The sequence below is a fragment of the Varibaculum massiliense genome, from assembly GCF_900106855.1.
GTDB lineage: Bacteria > Actinomycetota > Actinomycetes > Actinomycetales > Actinomycetaceae > Varibaculum > Varibaculum massiliense.
The window spans coordinates 1,062,217-1,079,813 of sequence record NZ_FNWI01000004.1; the positions used below are offsets into that span (position 1 = coordinate 1,062,217).

Consider the following 17,597-nt stretch of genomic DNA (forward strand, 5'->3'; position numbering starts at 1 on the left):
CCTCTAGTTACTGTGTTTTCCCTGGTGCAGCCCACTGTTGCGTTCAATCTCCGCATTTACTTCCGCAATAGCTTCCGCCAAGGTGGGGCCTTCCAGATTCCCAATCCGGAACGCTTCCCAACCGTCAACTTCGTTATTGCCCCCTACCTGCTCGAATGCAACTTGCACCTGATCAGTAAGTTGCCCGTCACCGGGGTCAATCAGGCCCTCTTGCTTTAACAAGGCTTCGCAAATCCGCCCGCGCTCATCTGACCACAGCAACACCGCGTCTTGACCGACTAGGGCAGAAATAGATTGCAGCCCTTCCGGGTCTTTTTGTAGCATTTGCGGGGTAGCTACCGACTCTGATTCCTCTGCTTCAACCGCGGCTTCAGCGGAGGTCTCTTCACTTTCTGCCTCGCCCTCGCCAAAGGCGCTTTCCGCTTCTGCTACCGGTGATTCCTCGGGGACTTCCCCCTGACTTGCATCAACTTCTTCCTCCGTTTGAAGAGGGGACTCTTGCCCTTGCTCCGCATCCGGTATCTCACTTTCTGTGGATTCCTCCTCTGCATACTCGGGAGGAGCCGGGGGAACTAGCGAAATCTCGGATTCTTCCGGGGAGGAAGCGGCCTCGTCAACGTGCCAGGAAATCTGGGGAGTCGGGGCGCGATGCCCCCCAATCTGCGGACGCGCATAGCTCATCGAGGTGGAGGTAAGCTGGGCAACCTCTAAGAAGCGCCGCCCATTAGACATCTGCCGGGAAGAAACTTGATGAATCTCCAGACCAGAAGCAAACAGCACTCCCAGAGCGGAATAGCAAGACTGATCGATTTCCCCCACAACCAGGATTAACCGGGGACCTGGTTGAGTGGTAGGTGGCATGGCTTCCCGGAACTCTGCCCAACCAGTTTGGAAGGCTTGTACTCCCCCGGGGTATTGCGCGGCTAAATCCATCCATCCTTGACCGGAGACTTGCCCCAGGCGAGACATCGCGGCTACTAGGCTGACTGGATCCAGACGGGAAAGCACTTCCACTGAAACCACTTGACCGGAGGCATCTAGGGCGGTTAAAGAATGCGGTCCAGCAGCGGTTTCTTCCTGCTCAACAGTACCCGCCCAAGCGACGGGGAAAAGAGGCCGGTCAATAACCTCTAGCACCTGTGAGCGGATAGATTCCAGCACATCTGTTTCCAGGCCATGCCCCACCGGGGTTCCAAATTGTGCAGGTATGAGGCGACCAGATTCCAGTTCAAAAAGTGCCATCGATTCACCGTTTCCTATTCTTTAAAGATCTTTCTCCTATTGTGTCACGGATACCCCTAAAGACGCTGGTTTTAGCGCCGGTGGCGATTTTAAGGATTATTTTTTCGTGCAGGGATCCGAATTAGTCAGCAATTCCGCTAAATGTATGCCGTGGCGCCCAGCCAAAGTTTCCGCCTGGGTGCGGCAAGAAAACCCATCCGCTAGGAAAATTGCCTCGGGATTATCTTTTAAAGCAGGCAGGAGGGCGTGTTCGGCAACCGCCAATGACATGGGACGATGATGGGCTTCCATACCAAAGTTTCCCGCCATCCCGCAGCAACCTTGCAGTTCCACCAGATTTGCACCAGTTTTCTTAATTAGGGTGCGATCAGCTTCCCACCCCATCACTGAATAGTGGTGACAGTGGGGCTGCGCCACCACGCTCACCCCGCTTAAATCAGGTAGTGGCAGGTCAGGGCAGTAAGCGTTAATAAATTCAGCGAGGGTAAAGGTTGCTTCACTAACCATTAGGGCGCGCGGATCGGAGGGGAGTAACTCTAGGAGGTCATCGCGAAGTACCGCGGTGCAAGACGGCTCGATTCCCACGATGGGAAGACCATTGGCGGCCGGGGGTGCCAGGCGAGCCAATAAATTTTCGAGGTGTCGCCGCGCTCCTTTAAGTTGCCCAGTAGTAATCCACGTCAAGCCGCAGCAGGTATCTGGGGGTGCTAAAAACACCTGCCAACCCGCCTCAGAAAGTAGCTTGATGGCGGCTTTAACCCCGCGTTGATCTAGTCCTCGAGAAAAAGAATCTGCCCAGATAACCACAGATTTAGAGGTTGAAAGCGCGGCTTGGCGGGTTCGCTTTCCAGCTTTAACTGCAATTTTTTTATCCGCTACCACTGCGGGCTTGTTGGAATAATCCTGTCCCCAGGGCGAAATCTCTGTTTTTTTCGGCCAAAACAAGCGATTGGGATATTGCCTCTCTAACGAACGGGTGGCAAAACGCGGAAGGGTACGCGTCGTATCCAAGTGGAGTAGTTTTAATGCCACCTGGGTTAGCGGGCGAATCTTGGTAGCCATATTGGCCAGCCGCGCTACTCCCGGCACCTTTGCCATTAGCCGCAGCCACCGGGGCAACCATCCCAGAGCATAATGCGACAGTGGACGCGGTCGTCCCCAGTAGCGCCGGAACAGGGTTTCACTGCGCCACTTGGCCATATCTACTCCGGCGGGGCAGTCGGCAGAACATGCCTTGCACGCCAGACACAAATCTAACACCTGCCAAATTTCGGGGTCGGATAAATTATGAATCAACCCGCCATTGGTGGCTTCTTGCAGGATGCGCGCACGGGCGCGAGTAGCGTCCTGTTCACGCCCACTTGCCTGGAAGGACGGACACATAAACCCGCCGGCACCGCTGTTATCGGCGCGGCATTTACCTACCCCGGTGCAACGATGAAAAGCGTCGGTTAGGCTGCCGCCGTCCTCGGAAAAAGCAAAACCTTCCGGGTGGGCGTTAAGGCCGCGCGCTTGGGCACGGCGTACGTTTTCCTCTACCCCGTCCGGGCCTGCCGGACCGGTCAGTACCCCCGGATTCATCAGATTTTTCGGATCAAATAACGCTTTTACCTGTGCAAATAAATCCACAGCCTGCGAGGAATACATTTTTGGTAGTAGCTGAGAGCGGGCACGCCCATCCCCGTGTTCCCCAGAAATTGAACCGCCATATTTTCCAACTAGTTGGGCAGCCGCAAATAAGAAGTCCCGCGATTTACCCAATCCCGTGGCGCTTCCGAGCGGCATATTTAGCCGCACATGCACGCATCCGTCCCCGAAATGCCCATACAGCAGTCCGTCCAATCCAAACTTTTCTAGCAACTTTTGAAAATCCTGCAGGTAAGCTGCCAGATTTTCAGGCGGCACTGCCGCATCCTCCCAACCAGGCCAGGCTTGATCCCCCTGGGGAGTACGTCCACCGAGCCCGGCACCATCTGCACGAATCCTCCAGATAGCAGCCGCATCAGCTCCCGGCGGATAAATCATGACCGCATCCCCGCTAGCCCCGGAGGCGGCCGCCAGTTCCCGCGCACGCTGCAAGGTCGCGTCCTCATCTAGGCCTTCCCCGCCCACCTCGCACAGTAGCCAACCGCTTCCTTGAGGCAAATCCGGGACTGCGCCCGGACCTTTATGCTGGCGCACCACTTCCACTAGCCGGGCATCCATTCCTTCCACTGCTAAGGGTTTTGAGGGAAGAATCCGCGGCACAGCGGCAGCAGCGGCGATCATATCCGGGAAACCCAGCGCCACCAGCACGGGAGCTTTAGGTAGGGGAACGAGGCGCACGGTCGCCTGGGTAATAACCCCCAAAGTACCCTCGGTTCCAGACAAGAAAGGCGCGAGCGCGGAGCCGTTTTCGGGCAGCAGGTGTTCCAGGGAATAACCGGAAACTTGGCGCCCAAAACGTCCAAACTCGGTGCGGATAGTAGCCAGATTGGCAGCTACCAGGGATTTCAGTCCCGGAATCTGTTGGATTTGTTTCTCCGGCGCGGGCGTATCTTGCGGGGTTTCTGCCAGGTCTTGCGGGGTTTGCCCGGCGATAATCTCGCGTCCTAAGCCGTCGATAAGCTGTAGCTCTAAAACGTTATCGGAGGTGCGCCCGTAGGCGGTAGCGTGGGGGCCGCAGGCATTATTGCCAATCATGCCGCCAATGGTGCAGCGTGAAGAGGTAGAAGGATCCGGACCGAATCGCAACCCATAAGGGGCTGCTGCCTGCTGTAGCTGGGCTTGCACTACCCCCGGTTCTACAATCGCGTAGCGCTTTTCGGGATCAATTTTTATGATCCGATTTAGATGGCGTGAATAGTCGATTACTACCCCCGGACCAATCGCGTTTCCCGCGCAGGAAGTCCCTGCCCCCCGGGCAGTCACTGGCACTCTACATTCCCGTGCCACCTGTAGTAACACCCGCAGGTCATCTTGATCTTTCGGGCAAGCAATAAGCTTTGGAGGTATCCGGTAGTTCGAAGAATCAGTGGCATAAACGGCGCGATCGGCGCGAGAATCTAGCACTTCCCCGCGGAACTTGTCGCGCAAGAGCGAGCGAAAGGTGTGGTAGTCACCTGCCCTGATACCCATAGCTCGCCTTTCCTTGCTTATGTGCTCAATCCTATCTGTTCCTCGCTCCGCCCTTAAACCCCATTAGTGTCAGAATTATTTATTTCTGACACTTAGGGAGCCTACGGCTGACACTTACCGCATTTATCCAGGTAGACACTGCTCCTTAACCGTCAGCTCCATTCTTAGGAACTGACTGGAGCCAATCTTCCCAACCCGACACTACCCGCCAAACAACTCGGCGCCCTTCGCGTCCTCTGCGGAGTAGCCCCATATTCTCCAAACTATTTAAGTCGCTGTACCCACTAGGACGGGATACCCGGAATCTATCAGCTACCATTTGCGCAGTCCATAGCCTTTCCGGCTCGCCTCTAGATTCCAGTAAGATATCGATCTGTCGATTGTTTAGTTCTACCCGATCTTTGAGGCCTTCCTTAAGCGCAGCTGCCTGTCGGCGGTCATCTGCTAGATACTCCTCCAGTTGCGCTACTGCTCGCCGTAAAATTTTCAGCTGGTAAATGAGAAAATAGGTCAAATCCCCACCGTCATATTCCACATTCAAAAATGCGCGCGCATACTGAGCGGGCGCCTCCTTTAGCAACGCCGATACCACCAAGAACCTGGCTGCCGGAAAACCCGCTTTCAGCAGCATCCAGTAAAACAGAGAACGCGCAGTTCTACCGTTTCCATCTGCGAAATAGTGATCATACCCCACCATAAAATGTACGACCATCGCCTTTAACAAGGGGTGCATCCACGGCTCAGGTTCATTTATGAAATCACAAAGTGCTTCCATACGGGCAGACAACTCCCTTGCCGGCGGCGGAACGTAAATAATCTGTTCCGAGTCCCCAAATACCTTTACCCGATCGCCTTGGTCAGACTGTATCTTTCCCACATCGCTTTCTATGTCTAAGGTCCCCTCCGTTACCGTACGATGCAGTTCTTTAATAAAATCCGGGGTAGCTTTAACTCCCAGCAAGTCCTGTAGGTTCTCCATTGCCAAATAGTTATTAACTATCATCCGTTCACTTAAATCTCGCGGCTCCCGGTTTTGCTCCAGTAACTGCCTGGCAACCCTCCGAGAGGTAGATGCTCCCTCTAACTGGGCAGAGTAAATGGCTTCGTCCGTTAATCCGTTGTAAATAAACTTGTGGCGTTGGTACGCAGATATGGTCGTATCCAAACTGGATAACTTCTGGCTTAAAAAGTAGCATTCCCTAGAAATCAAAGGTGGCAGGCAATACCAGAAAGGTTCTCCCGACTGCTGCTTCAGGGCGACCGGAATCGCGTTGTTTACCCTTTGCAACCGGACAATCCCCCACCATTGCGAAATAGTTAAACCCGCCGGAGGGATTTGGTGCCTAAATTTACCCCATGGATCATAGGAGTCAAGAGTACTTTGTCTTAGGACTGAAGCCAGATCGCCACCGAGAACTTTTGAGGCGCTAATAAACTCCTCAAAATAGTCAGGTGGGGTCACAGGAGTTTTCATTTCTCTACCTTAGCAAACAAAGTGTCAGGATTATTTATTTCTGACACTTAGGGGGTCTACGGCTGACACTTGTAGCATTTACCCAGGTAGACACTGCTCCTTAACTGTCAGCTCACGTCGCTCGCTTGCCAGAGATAAAGCCAAAGTGAGCAGACACAGAAAATACGCGAAAAATCTATAGGCGGGTACTGCCTTAAAAATACCCAGGAACTCGAGCGCTACCAGACAGTAGCCATAAATTGCTGCCCAAAAAATAAATATTATCCAGTCCTTGGGTTCCTTAAAAGTAAGACACGTCCTCTTAGTCACTACCTGCCACAGTGAAATTAAGAAAATGAAACCCCAGAGCGTCAGGAAGACCAGGGGCGCGAACCACTCATCGGTTAGTTGATTGAGTTTTAAGGAGGCGGCGGAGGCGATTCCTACAAAAGCCACGCCTGCCAGGCCAATGGCTACGGTAACCACGGCAATCAGTAGTTTTGACTTTGGTCGGAGCTGACGCTGCCAAAAGCGCTGGTTTAAATAGACGATCATCGGGGTTTCAAAGAGGTATCCCAAGAAGTTCACCCAGATTACACTCATGAACATATGGTGGTTGATGGCGAGCGTAATTGGACGACCTTCCCAAACCCAAAATCCCCCGTTTAACCTGATAGCCGCCACATCCAGGAGAAAATCCATTGAAACCACTAGCCAGCCCGCGAGCAGTGCCGTCAAGCCCTGCGATAACCTGATTTTTTTCGCAAGTCTAAGCGCCGCAACCGCCACTCCGCCCCACATTAGCCCCCCAAAGAAAGGGAACTGGTTAGGAACCCAACCAATGCTAATAAAATACTGTGAACTGTAGTGATAGATTCCGGTAAGCCTAACTGCCAACAATTCGAGGGCGAAACCTGCCAGTGCCGCCGAGAAAAACAGGCTCAATTCATCCCAGTTTTTCTTCCTTACGATGTCGGTAACCAATAATGCCGTAAGCAGGTAACAGATAATTTCGAAGCTGTTAATCCAATTCACCTTGTCCACCTCCTAACAATGAGTCTAGAGAAAAACCCTTACGAGAGTCTTGCTCCCACCAATCCTTTCCGCAGCTCACCCGAAAATTAGGGTTAATACCCAAAATTACCTAAAGGGATAACCGGAAATAGGGCAGACCGGACCCTAACCGGGGATAGCTAAAAGAAATAAAAGGGGGTCGGCGGGAAAATCCCGCCGACCCCCAGGGGTGTTATGAAAATAGTCTAGGGCGAACCCGCCAGGCATCCCTGCCCGCCAGAGCAGGGAAACCAGGCGCCTCCACTTTCAGGGTAACAGTTATCCACAGTGGTAAACCCCGGTTTTCCCAGCAAATAGTCCACCAGGTCGGCCGGATGCTCACTTATAGCAATCGGCTTTCCCTTAGACGCTAGCTAAGCGGTAGCGTCCTCTCCGGATCCCTCAATATTTTCCAAAGCCACCACACGACCCGCCTCTAGACGCGCCACTGCCACCCGGAAAGGCGAGCAAGACACGTAGTCTAAGCCGGTCTTATGGAAGAAGTGGATAGATTCCGGATCGCCACCATGCTCACCACAAATACCCAGTTTAATTCCCGGATTGGTGGAACGACCGCGAGTTACCCCCTCGTTCACCAAGCGACCTACGCCGTGAGTGTCGATGGTCTCAAACGGGGAAGTCCCAAACACGCCCTCTTCGATGTACTCGGGGAAGAAAACACCCTCGCAGTCATCTCGAGAGAATCCCCAAGTGGTTTGAGTTAGATCGTTAGTGCCGAAGCTGAAGAAATCAGCTTCTTTCGCCAAAGACTCGGCGGTGATCGCTGCCCGCGGTAATTCGATCATGCAGCCAATCGGGATATCCAAGGTAACGCGAGCATTCCCGCAAACCTCACCAATAACTTTTTCGGCGCGGCTACGAATAAGCCCCAGCTCGGTAATCGAACCGACCAGCGGAACCATAATCTCTGGACGGGGATTTAATCCCTGCTTCTTGAGCTCAGCCGCCGCGCTCACCAAGGCGCGAATCTGCATTTCAAACAGACCGGGCATCCAAATCCCTAAGCGTACTCCCCGCAGACCAAGCATCGGGTTGGCTTCATGCATCCTGCGCACTGCAGAGAGCATCCGCTGATCCTCCGGGTTGACTTCACCCTGCGCTTTTTGCAAAGCCACCTTAACTTCCAAGCCGGTTAGATCCGGCAGGAACTCGTGTAACGGCGGGTCAATCAGCCGCACAGTCATTGGCTTGCCGTCCATAACCCGCAGCATTTCCGAGAAATCCCGCTCCTGCAGCTCACCTAGCCTATCTAGCGCATTCTTACGGTCCTTAGAACCTTCGCCAGATAAAATCGCATGTTCCACCAGCGGACGACGATCACCCAAGAACATGTGTTCGGTACGGCACAATCCAATCCCGGTTGCCCCGAACTCCACAGCCAGTTTGGCATCCTTCGGGTTATCCGCATTGGCGCGAACCTGCAGTCTTGCCCGGGCATCGGCCAGTTCCATCATGCGATCAACACAGCGCACCAGATCTTTCAGGTCTTCATCATCGCCACAAGCCTCTAGCCCGGCTTCTAAACCAGCTTCCAGATAAGTGGTTACCGGAGAATCCTGAACTGGAACATCGCCCTCGAAAACTTCACCAGTAGCACCATCGATAGCAATTACGTCACCCTCGTGGAAGGTCTTGCCGTCAACGGTCAAAGTCCCGGCTTCCGGGTCAATCTCTAGGGCTTCCGCTCCGCAAACACAGGTCTTGCCCATACCGCGAGCAACCACTGCTGCGTGCGAAGTCTTTCCGCCGCGTGCGGTCAGTACTCCCTCGGCAGCAACCATTCCTGCCAGGTCATCCGGGTTAGTTTCCCGGCGCACCAAAATACAGGTTTTACCGGCTTGTACAGCTGCTTCTGCCTGCTCATTATTGAAAGCAATTCCCCCAACGGCAGCCCCTGGGGAGGCAGCCATACCGGTAGTTAGCCGTACCCGAGTCGAATCCACGTCAAACTGCGGGAACATCAACTGGGTGAGCTGCTCACCGGTTACGCGTTCTAGCATCTGATCCTTGGTAATCAGCCGTTCCTCGTTAAGCTGGACAGCAATCCGGAAAGCCGCAGCCGCGGTCCGCTTACCCACCCGGGTCTGCAGCATCCACAGCTTACCTTTTTCAATGGTGTACTCGATATCACACATATCCTGGTAGTGAGTTTCCAGGCGGCGCATGATCTTGACCAACTCTTTATAGACCGGCTCATTAACCGTCTTCAGGTGAGACAAAGGTTCAGTGTTGCGAATCCCTGCCACCACGTCCTCACCCTGGGCGTTCATCAGGAAGTCACCGTATACACCGGATTTACCAGTAGAAGGATCCCGGGTGAAGGCCACGCCGGTGCCGGAATCGTCACCCATATTTCCGAACACCATGGTGCAGATATTTACCGCAGTACCCAGCGAGTTCGGGATCCGTTCCCGGCGACGGTAAATCGCAGCCCGCTCCGTATTCCACGAACGGAAGACTGCCTCGACTGCCATATCCATCTGGGTGCGGGGATCTTGCGGGAAATCACTGCCGGTTTGTTCTTTAACAATCTGCTTGAACTGGTCGGTTAGCTCCTGCAGGTTTTCGGCAGTCAAATCTACGTCAGCGGTAGCGCCGACCTTCTCTTTCATGGCATCCAGCGCATCAGCAAATAGGTCACCGTCAATATCCAAAACTGTCTTGCCAAACATTTGCACCAGACGACGGTAGGAATCCCAAGCAAAACGCGCTGATCCCGACATTTTAGCCAGACCGGCAACCGAACGGTCATTAAGCCCCACGTTGAGGACGGTTTCCATCATTCCCGGCATCGAGAACTTCGCACCCGAGCGCACTGATACCAGCAGCGGCTCCTCTTCATCTCCCAGGGTGCGCCCTATCTGATCTTCAACCCCACGCAATGCCTTGGTCACTTCCGGAACCAAACTCTCGGGGACCTCGTTATGTTTGAGGTACGCCCGGCAGGCATCGGTGGTGATTGTAAAACCGGGGGGAACGGGCAAACCTAGATTAGTCATTTCTGCCAGGTTGGCACCCTTGCCGCCCAACAAATCCTTCATATCCTTGTTGCCCTCGGCGAACATATAGACATACTTTGCCATAAGTTAATGGCCTCCATTTATTCTTTGACTGCGCTCAAAAGCGATTCTTTCCTCTCTAATGCTACCAGCTAAAAATGAAACCCTAGGTCTTGAGTCCCCCATGTAGGATTGACCCAACTTTTCCGACCTACTTGCCGGGGACAAAGACGCGATTTTTCAGCTCTTTTCTCTATCAATCTGTCTGTATTCTTGGGAAAACGCCGCTTAAACAGCCAGTTGGTCAAGTAGGCTTTCCTAATCGCTTACACTGGTGAGTGTGTCAGTGTATCCACCTAGGAGGCAGCGCCTGCATTCACGCGCCAGTCGTGCGCGGCGGCGTTCGGACTGGAATTTACTAATTCGTGCCTCCTCTCTCGCGATTGCATTGACGATAACTTTTATTTTGATTCTTTCGGCGATGCCTAGATCTCCAGAAGCCACAGCGCGGGCAACACAAACCGCCCCCACTCTGCACTGGACAGCGGTTCCTCAGGTAACCTCAAACAACAAGGAAAACGCCGGCAAGATAGCTCTGGAGGTTAGCGGGGAACTTCCAGGAGGAGAAACTTCTACTAAAGTTCCTCAATCCGCTTCGGGGACGACCTCAGTAGTTCCCGGCACCTGGCCTGGGCGCGGTACCGGAAAGGTTTACCTTTATCGAGTAGAAGTTGAAAACGGACTCCCGATTGACGGGGAAACTGCCGCGAAGAGCATCCACGCCATTTTGAACGATCCGCGCGGATGGGGAGGAAAACAAGGGGAAATGTCTTTTACCCGCACCGATGGGCAAGCTGATTTTCGGATAGTTATTGCCAGCCCTTCCCTAACCGACAGGCTGTGTGCCCCCCTAACCACCCAGGGAGTTTCTAACTGCCGAAATGGAGATAACGTAGTGCTCAATGCTCACCGCTGGATTGGTGGCGCGGGAATGTGGTTTCAAAAAGGTAAAACTATGACTGATTACCGCATTTACGAAGTCTCTCACGAAACCGGACACTGGCTAGGACACGGGCACCTGTTTTGCCCGCAACCTGGGAACCTCGCTCCGGTAATGCAACAGCAAAGCTCAGATGGCGGGGACAACCTCGGGTGTATTCCTAACGGCTGGGCGAATCCCTAACTCTTTGTCGATAGCTTATTTTGAGGTGGCGTTCAGGAGTACTTCAGGAAACTCAGGAAGAATCAAACTATGAGTGCATTAATAACAATCGGTTTCCTACTGTGTGGAGCCGGGCTGGTGTTCTTAGTCGCCCGCAGCGTAGGGGCTTTAAATGCGCGTGATCGCGCCCGTAAGAACCACTTTGAGCAAGAAATCGGCAGCGTAGATAATTTATTGGCATCTTCACAAGCCGATCGGGATAAGTTACGCCAGATGCGAGATCAAGGACGTTTGCAGCGTTGGGACGCGATTAGGGACGTAATGCGGGAAGAGGGAGTGCCCGAAGAGGTCGCCACCGAGTTTATTGACCGCCTCTAGGCAATACGATTAACCAGGGTGTCGGCAAAATTTTCCAGTGCTGCTTTCACTTCTTTATCCTCCAGCGAGGAAATCGCCGCTTTCGCGTCCTCACACCAGGAAAAAGCTAATTGTCGGGTACGTTCCAGCACCGAATGTGCGCGCAGCATCTGCACTACTCGCTCTAAAGCCGCATCCTCACTCACCAAAGTTCCTCGGCTGAGTTCCGCCAAAATCTTTTGCCCGTCCTCATCAAGCACCCCGCGCGCTGCATCTTGCCGCAGCAGCAGAATCGGCATAGTGTCTACGCCCTCACGCAAATCCGTTCCCGGAGTTTTCCCGGAATCTGCGCTGTCAGAGGACAAATCAATCACATCATCCGCCAGCTGGAAAGCTACCCCAATCTTTTCCCCAAACTGCACGACCGCTTTGGTCACGGCCTCGGGAGCTCCGGAAAGTTCTGCCCCAAATCGTGCTGATTGCGCCACCAAAGAGCCGGTCTTATCTGCCAACACTTGGATATAGAACTGTACCGCGTCCTGCCCCGCTTCTGGTCCGAAGGTTTCATTGAGCTGCCCGCGGCACAGACGATCGAAAGTTACCGCGTGCTGCAAAACTGCCTGAGGCCCCAAAGTAGCAACCACTTGCGAGGCGCGGGCAAAGACCAAATCCCCTGCCAGTACCGCGCGGTTATTACCCCACACCCGCTGGACTGCGTTTACCCCGCGCCTAGTGGGAGCCGAGTCCATAACGTCATCGTGATAAAGCGTTGCCAAGTGGGTAAGCTCGACCACTACACTAGCGCGCAGCACTTCCTCGGAAAAAGGACGCGATCCCAGGTTGGAACATAGCAGTACCAAACCGGGACGCATCCGTTTGCCGCCGGCTTTCGCCAAGTGTCCGATGATATCGTCAAGTACCCCGCGATCGTCCGATAGCACTGAATTCAGGCGGTTCTCTACCTGAACTAGGCTCTCGGAAATCCGATCTTCGAGCTCCTCGAGGCGCTGCTGGGTTAAGTTACTCACGGAATAACAATAGCGGTGTTTTGTAGAATATCTAGAACTGACCCCGGGAAAATCCCCAGAAGCACAGTTAAGAGGGCGCAAATCCCAATCGCCACATAAGTGATTTCGGCATGCGGAGCCACCGTAGTATTTTCCGCCACCGGATCTAAGAACATAATCTTACCGAGGCGGAAATAATAGAAGGCGGTAATCGCTGAGGCAATCACCGCGCAAATAACCAAGGCTGTTGCCCCTCCTTGCACACCGGCGCTAAACGCCATGAATTTACCCATAAACCCGGCGGTCAGGGGGATACCCGCAAAAGAGAGCAAAAACAGCATCATGCATCCTGCCAGCACCGGATGAGTTTTCCCGAAACCCGCCCAGGCCGGCATCGAATGTTGCTCGGCAGTAGCTATACCGTCTTCGTTAGTTACCCGAACCAGGTAAATAATCGCGAACGCCCCAATGGTAGCCACCCCATAGGTAAGCAGGTAGAACAGGACTGCCCCATTAGCGTTCAGTGCGCCCTTGGTGAAGGCAATCAAAATAAAGCCGGCATGCGCAATAGACGAGTACGCCAGCATCCGTTTAATGTTGTCCTGCACCAGACCAAAGAAGGTACCGACTGCCATCGTCAAAATAGCGACCGTCCACAAGAACGGCTTGAAGTTAGCTTCGAACTGCACCACTACGGTGGAGAAGAAGCGCAACATGGCTAGGAAGGCCGCAGCTTTTACTCCCGCAGCCATGAAACCGGTTACCGGGGTAGGCGCCCCCTGATACACATCTGGCGTCCAAGCATGGAAGGGAGCCGCACCAATCTTAAACAGCAGGCCGACCATCATTAAGGCGGCTCCGGTCATCAAAAGTGCCGGGGAAGCTACCCGATAGGGAATCGCCAACGCCAGTTGATCTAGCAATAGCGATCCGGAATAGCCATACAGCAAAGAAATACCCATCAGCATAAAGCCAGACGCAAACGCCCCAAGTACGAAGTATTTGAGGGCGGCTTCCTGGCTCAGCAGGCGGCGGTAACGTGCCATAGCGGTCATTGCGTATAGGGGTAGCGAAATAATCTCTAACGCTACAAACAGAGTCAGCATCGAGTTCGCCATGGGGAATAGCATCATACCCCCCAGGGAGAATAGACTCAGTGGCAATACCTCACTGCGCTGGTAGCCACGCCTTTCAGTCTGTTCTTCCTGGAAAGATCCGGGAATATCCGAGGGCTGTCCCGCAAAAGCAGATACCCGACTGCCGGTGCGATCGACCATCGGCAACAGAGCTAACAATCCCACGATTAACATCAGCATCTGCGAGAACATCGAGAATCCGTCCACGATGAGTTCTCCGCGCACTAGCCGCTGACCGCTTTGCAAATCGAAGGCTCCGAAAGAAGGAGCAAAGGTTAAAAGCGCAATCGCTACTACGGCTATCGACCAGGCGCATTGCACGCTCCAGCGATGCTTAGCAGATACGAATGCTTCTAGTAGGATTCCGATAATCGCTCCGAAGAGTACCACCATTACCGGCGCCATTAGCGCCCAGTTGAAACCTAGTTCACTGAAGTCGTTTATCACGGTAGCGTTGGTTAAGCTCACTTTCCGCTCCCTTCTACTTGAAAAGCCACATCCTGGGTGACAACCACCTGTTTGGCCACTTGTGTCATCGGCTCAACCAGCGGTTGCGGATGCAAACCAATCACCAGCATCAGCACGATCAGCGGGGCAGCAACTCCCCAACGTTCCCGGTTATCTAAATCTTTAATCGACTTACGATGTTCGGGGGCCTTGCCAGTGAAAATCTTTTGATAAGGCAACAGCACGTAAACCGCGCCCGCGACTACTCCCACCAGGCAAAGCACCGCTGCCCATTGGTAGAGCCGGAAGGTACCGATTAGTACCATCAGTTCCGGTACGAAGCCCGACAGACCAGGTAGGGCGATTGCCGCTAAACCAGAGATTAGGAAGGTACCGGCAATCAGGGGGGTCACCCGTTGCATACCGCCGTAAGCCTCAATGTCTTGGCTATGTCCCCGCTCGGTGAGGAACCCACCAATCAGGAACATACCGGCGATTGACAGGCCGTGCGCCACCATATAAACCATGGCACCAGCCAAAGCCACCGTGTTACCAACATAGATACCCAGCACCATCAGACCAAAGTGGGCTACCGAGGTGAAGGAAATCAGGCGCATCAGATCCTTTTGCGCCAAAGCCGCGAGCGAACCCCAGATTACCGAAACCACTGCCAGGATAATGAAAGCTAAAGCGGCTCGCTGAGATGCACCCGGGAAGATGGTCAAACACAAGGTAATCATGCCGAAGGTACCAATCTTGTCCAAGATTCCCACCAGGAGGGCGGATGTCCCGGGACGCGCATTTTCGGCAGTGTCTGCCAACCAGGTATGCACCGGAACCATCGGCGCTTTAACTGCGAAGGCGATGAAGAAGCTGATCATCAGCGCCATTTCTACCCCGGGGCTAGCTTTCAGCTGTCCCGCCAAGTTTTCCAGCAGGAACAGGCTAGCGTGTTTTTCGCTGGTCGCAGCGGCGTTAGGCGAATAGACGTAAACCCCGACAATACCAATCAGCATTACCAATCCACCTGCCAGGGAATATAGCAGGAACTTCATGGCGGCAGCTTTACGTTTCGCTCCGTTTCCGTAGCGTCCGATCAAGAAGTACATCGGCACTAACATGGCTTCAAACGCCAAGTAGAAGACGAATACGTCACGAGCTGCAAAAATCAGCATCATAAAGGCCAGAGTGGCCAAAGTCAGACCCACATATCCGGCATCATCATAAGGTTTTTGTTCGCCCTCGAGGTCACGAGCTGAAGCAATCAGCACAATCAACGTGAGTAGGGCGGAGAGTACTAGCATCGCTAGACCCAGACCGTTTACCCCCAGCGCCCAGGAAACTCCCAGGGCGCGAATCCAGCTATGGGTTTCCGCGAACTGGTAGGCAGCGGCTTTAGTGTAGTCAAAGTTCAGCGCCAGGTAGATGGTGCCCAGCAAAACCAGAGCCGATACTGCTAGTCCAATCTGACGCGCGGCGATTCGAGTCGGTTTAATCAGCCACAGAGCCAGTGCCGCCAACGCCGGTAGCGCTACCAACAGCGTTAACACCGGGAAAGTTGAGTTCAGGACTGTAATTTCCATTTATCTTTTCCTCCTGCCCTAAACCAATTGGCTTCCGACAACTAGGACCAGGGCTAAAAGCACCCCGCCAAGAATGTAACTGGCGTATGCACGGATGTAGCCGTTTTGTGCGTGGCTGACCGCGCGACCAAACGCCTGGGCACACCAGGCAATACCACGGACAATACCGTCTATCACGCCTCGGTCAGCGCCACCCACCCCTTTAGTGAGCAGCTGCGCCGGTAGCATGGCCACCGATTCATTAACGGTGTCCTGATAAAGATCCACCCGGGCTGCCTCTACTAGGACGTTAGAAGCCAGAGCTACCTTCGGTACCGGTCGGCGAACGTACATCATGAATGCCAGACCCAAGCCACAAAGCACCAAGACCAAGGTGATAACCGAAATCGCAGTATGCGGCAACACATAAACCGTGGCCTTTTCGGTAGCAGATTGCGTTCCGGTAACTGGTTCTAACCACTGGTTGAACTTGTCAGTGAAGCCCAACACCATCCCCATAGCCACGGAGAATACTGACAACACCACAATCGGCCCGTTCATTAACCAGGATGCTTCATGCGGATGTACATCGCTGCCACCATCAAACTGGGTGGTCCAGCGCTTTTCCCCATGGAAAATCATAAAGAACAGGCGCGACATATAGAAGGAGGTAATTCCAGCACCAATCATGGCAACTAGACCAAAGATCCAAGCTCCCCCGGTTCCAAAAGCTGCCGCATTAAAAGCTGCCGCGATAATCGGTTCTTTGGAGAAGAATCCCGAGAACGGGGGAATCCCCAAGATAGCTAGCCAGGCGATACCGAAACAAATCCAGGAAACTTTCATTACCTGATTTAGGGCGCCGAAGCGGCGGATATCAACCTGCTCGTTCATAGCGTGCATCACCGAGCCGGCACCCAGGAACAACTGGGCTTTGAAGAATCCATGCACAAACAGGTGGAAGATAGCCAAGGTCCAGCCGATGGGTCCGAGACCCGCACCCAGCATCATGTACCCGATCTGAGACATGGTGGAGGCAGCCAGTACCTTCTTCATATCGTCCTTGGCACATCCCACGATTGCCCCGAATAGCAGGGTAATCGCCCCGACGATTGCCACACAAAGTTGGGCTGTCGGGGAGGCCACAAAGATAGCCCCGGAACGAACAATCAAGTAGACACCGGCGGTAACCATGGTGGCTGCGTGAATCAAAGCCGACACCGGAGTAGGACCGGCCATGGCGTCACCCAGCCAGGCTTGCAGCGGGAACTGCGCGGATTTACCACAGGCAGCTAGCAGCAAGAACAGACCGATGGCGGTTGCCCAACCGGCGGTCATATCTCCAGAGCGGGAAGCTCCCAGCACGTCCACAAACTTCATAGAGTTGAATTCGGCGTACATGGACATCATGGCAAGGAGCAATCCCAGGTCACCAACGCGGTTCATCACGAAGGCTTTCTTGGCGGCTACCGCATTCGGTAGTTCGTGGTTCCAGAAACCAATCAACAGGTAGGACGCTAAACCGACGCCTTCCCAACCAAAGAACAAAGCCACGTAGGAATCCGAGAGCACCAGGGTGAGCATCGAGGCTACGAAGAAGTTCAGGTAGGCGAAGAAACGCCGCCGGTCAGGGTCATGTTCCATATAGGCCACGGAGTAAACGTGAATCAGGGAGCCCACGAAGGTTACCAGCAACACGAAGGTCATAGAGAGCGGGTCGAGCAAGATATTCCAGGAAAGGGTGATTTGCTCGTTACCGCTACCCGCATTAAACCAGGTAAATACGGGGGCTACAATTGATCTTTCCCCTGGTGCCTGCGCAATCATTTGGCAGAAAATCACCAATCCGATTAGGAAGGAGCTCCAGGAGGCAGCAACCGCCAACCAGTGTCCCCATTTGTCAGTAGCGCGACCACATACCAACAACAGACCCGATACCAAAAGCGGTATTGCCACCATTAGCCAGGCATACTCTGCCAGTCCCGTAGCTGAAACATTTGCCATTTGCTGTTGCTCAGCGCTTAGCAAGAATGAGTTCATT

At 53.7% G+C, this 17,597-nt stretch carries 11 protein-coding genes; 2 read left to right on the forward strand and 9 right to left on the reverse strand.

All coding sequences use genetic code 11. The annotated features are described in order from the left end of the window. Positions 1 to 3: 3 nt before the first annotated feature. The 5 genes from BQ5456_RS04805 to ppdK all read right to left on the reverse strand — a co-directional run bounded on the left by BQ5456_RS04805 (position 4) and on the right by ppdK (position 9,969). Positions 4 to 1,242, reverse strand: coding sequence for a hypothetical protein (locus BQ5456_RS04805; RefSeq protein ID WP_071128999.1), 1,239 nt, complete (start codon positions 1,240 to 1,242; stop codon positions 4 to 6). A gap of 96 nt (positions 1,243 to 1,338) precedes the next feature. Then, positions 1,339 to 4,359: an FAD-binding and (Fe-S)-binding domain-containing protein gene (locus BQ5456_RS04810; RefSeq protein ID WP_083378367.1), complete on the reverse strand. Its 3,021-nt coding sequence runs from the start codon at positions 4,357 to 4,359 to the stop codon at positions 1,339 to 1,341. Positions 4,360 to 4,504: 145 nt separating this feature from the next. Continuing rightward, positions 4,505 to 5,524 carry a Fic family protein gene (locus BQ5456_RS04815; protein WP_159428763.1) on the reverse strand — a complete coding sequence of 340 codons (1,020 nt, stop codon included), beginning with the start codon at positions 5,522 to 5,524 and terminating at the stop codon, positions 4,505 to 4,507. Between the two features lie 387 nt (positions 5,525 to 5,911). Then, entirely contained in the window at positions 5,912 to 6,847 is a 936-nt protein-coding gene (locus BQ5456_RS04820; protein ID WP_071129001.1) for a carotenoid biosynthesis protein, read from the reverse strand. Between the two features lie 392 nt (positions 6,848 to 7,239). Continuing rightward, the gene (ppdK, locus tag BQ5456_RS04825) at positions 7,240 to 9,969 is read right to left on the reverse strand and encodes a pyruvate, phosphate dikinase (RefSeq protein ID WP_071129002.1); all 2,730 of its coding nucleotides are present in this window, start codon (positions 9,967 to 9,969) and stop codon (positions 7,240 to 7,242) included. A gap of 256 nt (positions 9,970 to 10,225) precedes the next feature. Between ppdK and BQ5456_RS04830 the strand changes: the two genes are divergently transcribed. Both BQ5456_RS04830 and BQ5456_RS04835 read left to right on the forward strand, forming a co-directional pair. Beyond that, positions 10,226 to 11,068 (forward strand): DUF3152 domain-containing protein, encoded by an 843-nt coding sequence (locus BQ5456_RS04830; protein ID WP_159428764.1) that lies wholly within the window; start codon positions 10,226 to 10,228, stop codon positions 11,066 to 11,068. 69 nt (positions 11,069 to 11,137) lie between these two features. Beyond that, the gene (locus BQ5456_RS04835) at positions 11,138 to 11,425 is read left to right on the forward strand and encodes a hypothetical protein (RefSeq protein ID WP_071129004.1); all 288 of its coding nucleotides are present in this window, start codon (positions 11,138 to 11,140) and stop codon (positions 11,423 to 11,425) included. On the opposite strand, the gene BQ5456_RS04840 is transcribed toward BQ5456_RS04835, so the two are convergent. The 4 genes from BQ5456_RS04840 to nuoL are packed head-to-tail and all read right to left on the reverse strand — an operon-like array spanning position 11,422 to position 17,596. Beyond that, complete coding sequence (locus tag BQ5456_RS04840; RefSeq protein ID WP_071129005.1) at positions 11,422 to 12,432, reverse strand: polyprenyl synthetase family protein; 1,011 nt, start codon at positions 12,430 to 12,432, stop codon at positions 11,422 to 11,424. The two genes, BQ5456_RS04835 and BQ5456_RS04840, sit on opposite strands and share 4 nt — an antisense overlap. Then, positions 12,429 to 14,015 carry an NADH-quinone oxidoreductase subunit NuoN gene (gene nuoN / locus BQ5456_RS04845; protein ID WP_268872098.1) on the reverse strand — a complete coding sequence of 529 codons (1,587 nt, stop codon included), beginning with the start codon at positions 14,013 to 14,015 and terminating at the stop codon, positions 12,429 to 12,431. Before nuoN ends, BQ5456_RS04840 begins: the two co-directional genes overlap by 4 nt. Further along, positions 14,012 to 15,577: an NADH-quinone oxidoreductase subunit M gene (locus BQ5456_RS04850; protein WP_071129006.1), complete on the reverse strand. Its 1,566-nt coding sequence runs from the start codon at positions 15,575 to 15,577 to the stop codon at positions 14,012 to 14,014. The genes nuoN and BQ5456_RS04850 overlap by 4 nt, the downstream gene beginning before the upstream one ends. Before the next feature lie 18 nt (positions 15,578 to 15,595). Continuing rightward, positions 15,596 to 17,596: an NADH-quinone oxidoreductase subunit L gene (nuoL, locus tag BQ5456_RS04855; RefSeq protein WP_071129007.1), complete on the reverse strand. Its 2,001-nt coding sequence runs from the start codon at positions 17,594 to 17,596 to the stop codon at positions 15,596 to 15,598. Position 17,597: the final 1 nt, after the last annotated feature.

Bases quoted from the DNA above. Each gene is read 5' to 3' on its own strand.
- BQ5456_RS04805 (WP_071128999.1), bottom strand. From the start codon at position 1,242: ATGGCACTTTTTGAACTGGAATCTGGTCGCCTCATACCTGCACAATTT.
- BQ5456_RS04810 (WP_083378367.1), bottom strand. From the start codon at position 4,359: ATGGGTATCAGGGCAGGTGACTACCACACCTTTCGCTCGCTCTTGCGC.
- ppdK (WP_071129002.1), bottom strand. From the start codon at position 9,969: ATGGCAAAGTATGTCTATATGTTCGCCGAGGGCAACAAGGATATGAAG.
- BQ5456_RS04835 (WP_071129004.1), top strand. From the start codon at position 11,138: ATGAGTGCATTAATAACAATCGGTTTCCTACTGTGTGGAGCCGGGCTG.
- BQ5456_RS04850 (WP_071129006.1), bottom strand. From the start codon at position 15,577: ATGGAAATTACAGTCCTGAACTCAACTTTCCCGGTGTTAACGCTGTTG.
- nuoL (WP_071129007.1), bottom strand. From the start codon at position 17,596: ATGAACTCATTCTTGCTAAGCGCTGAGCAACAGCAAATGGCAAATGTT.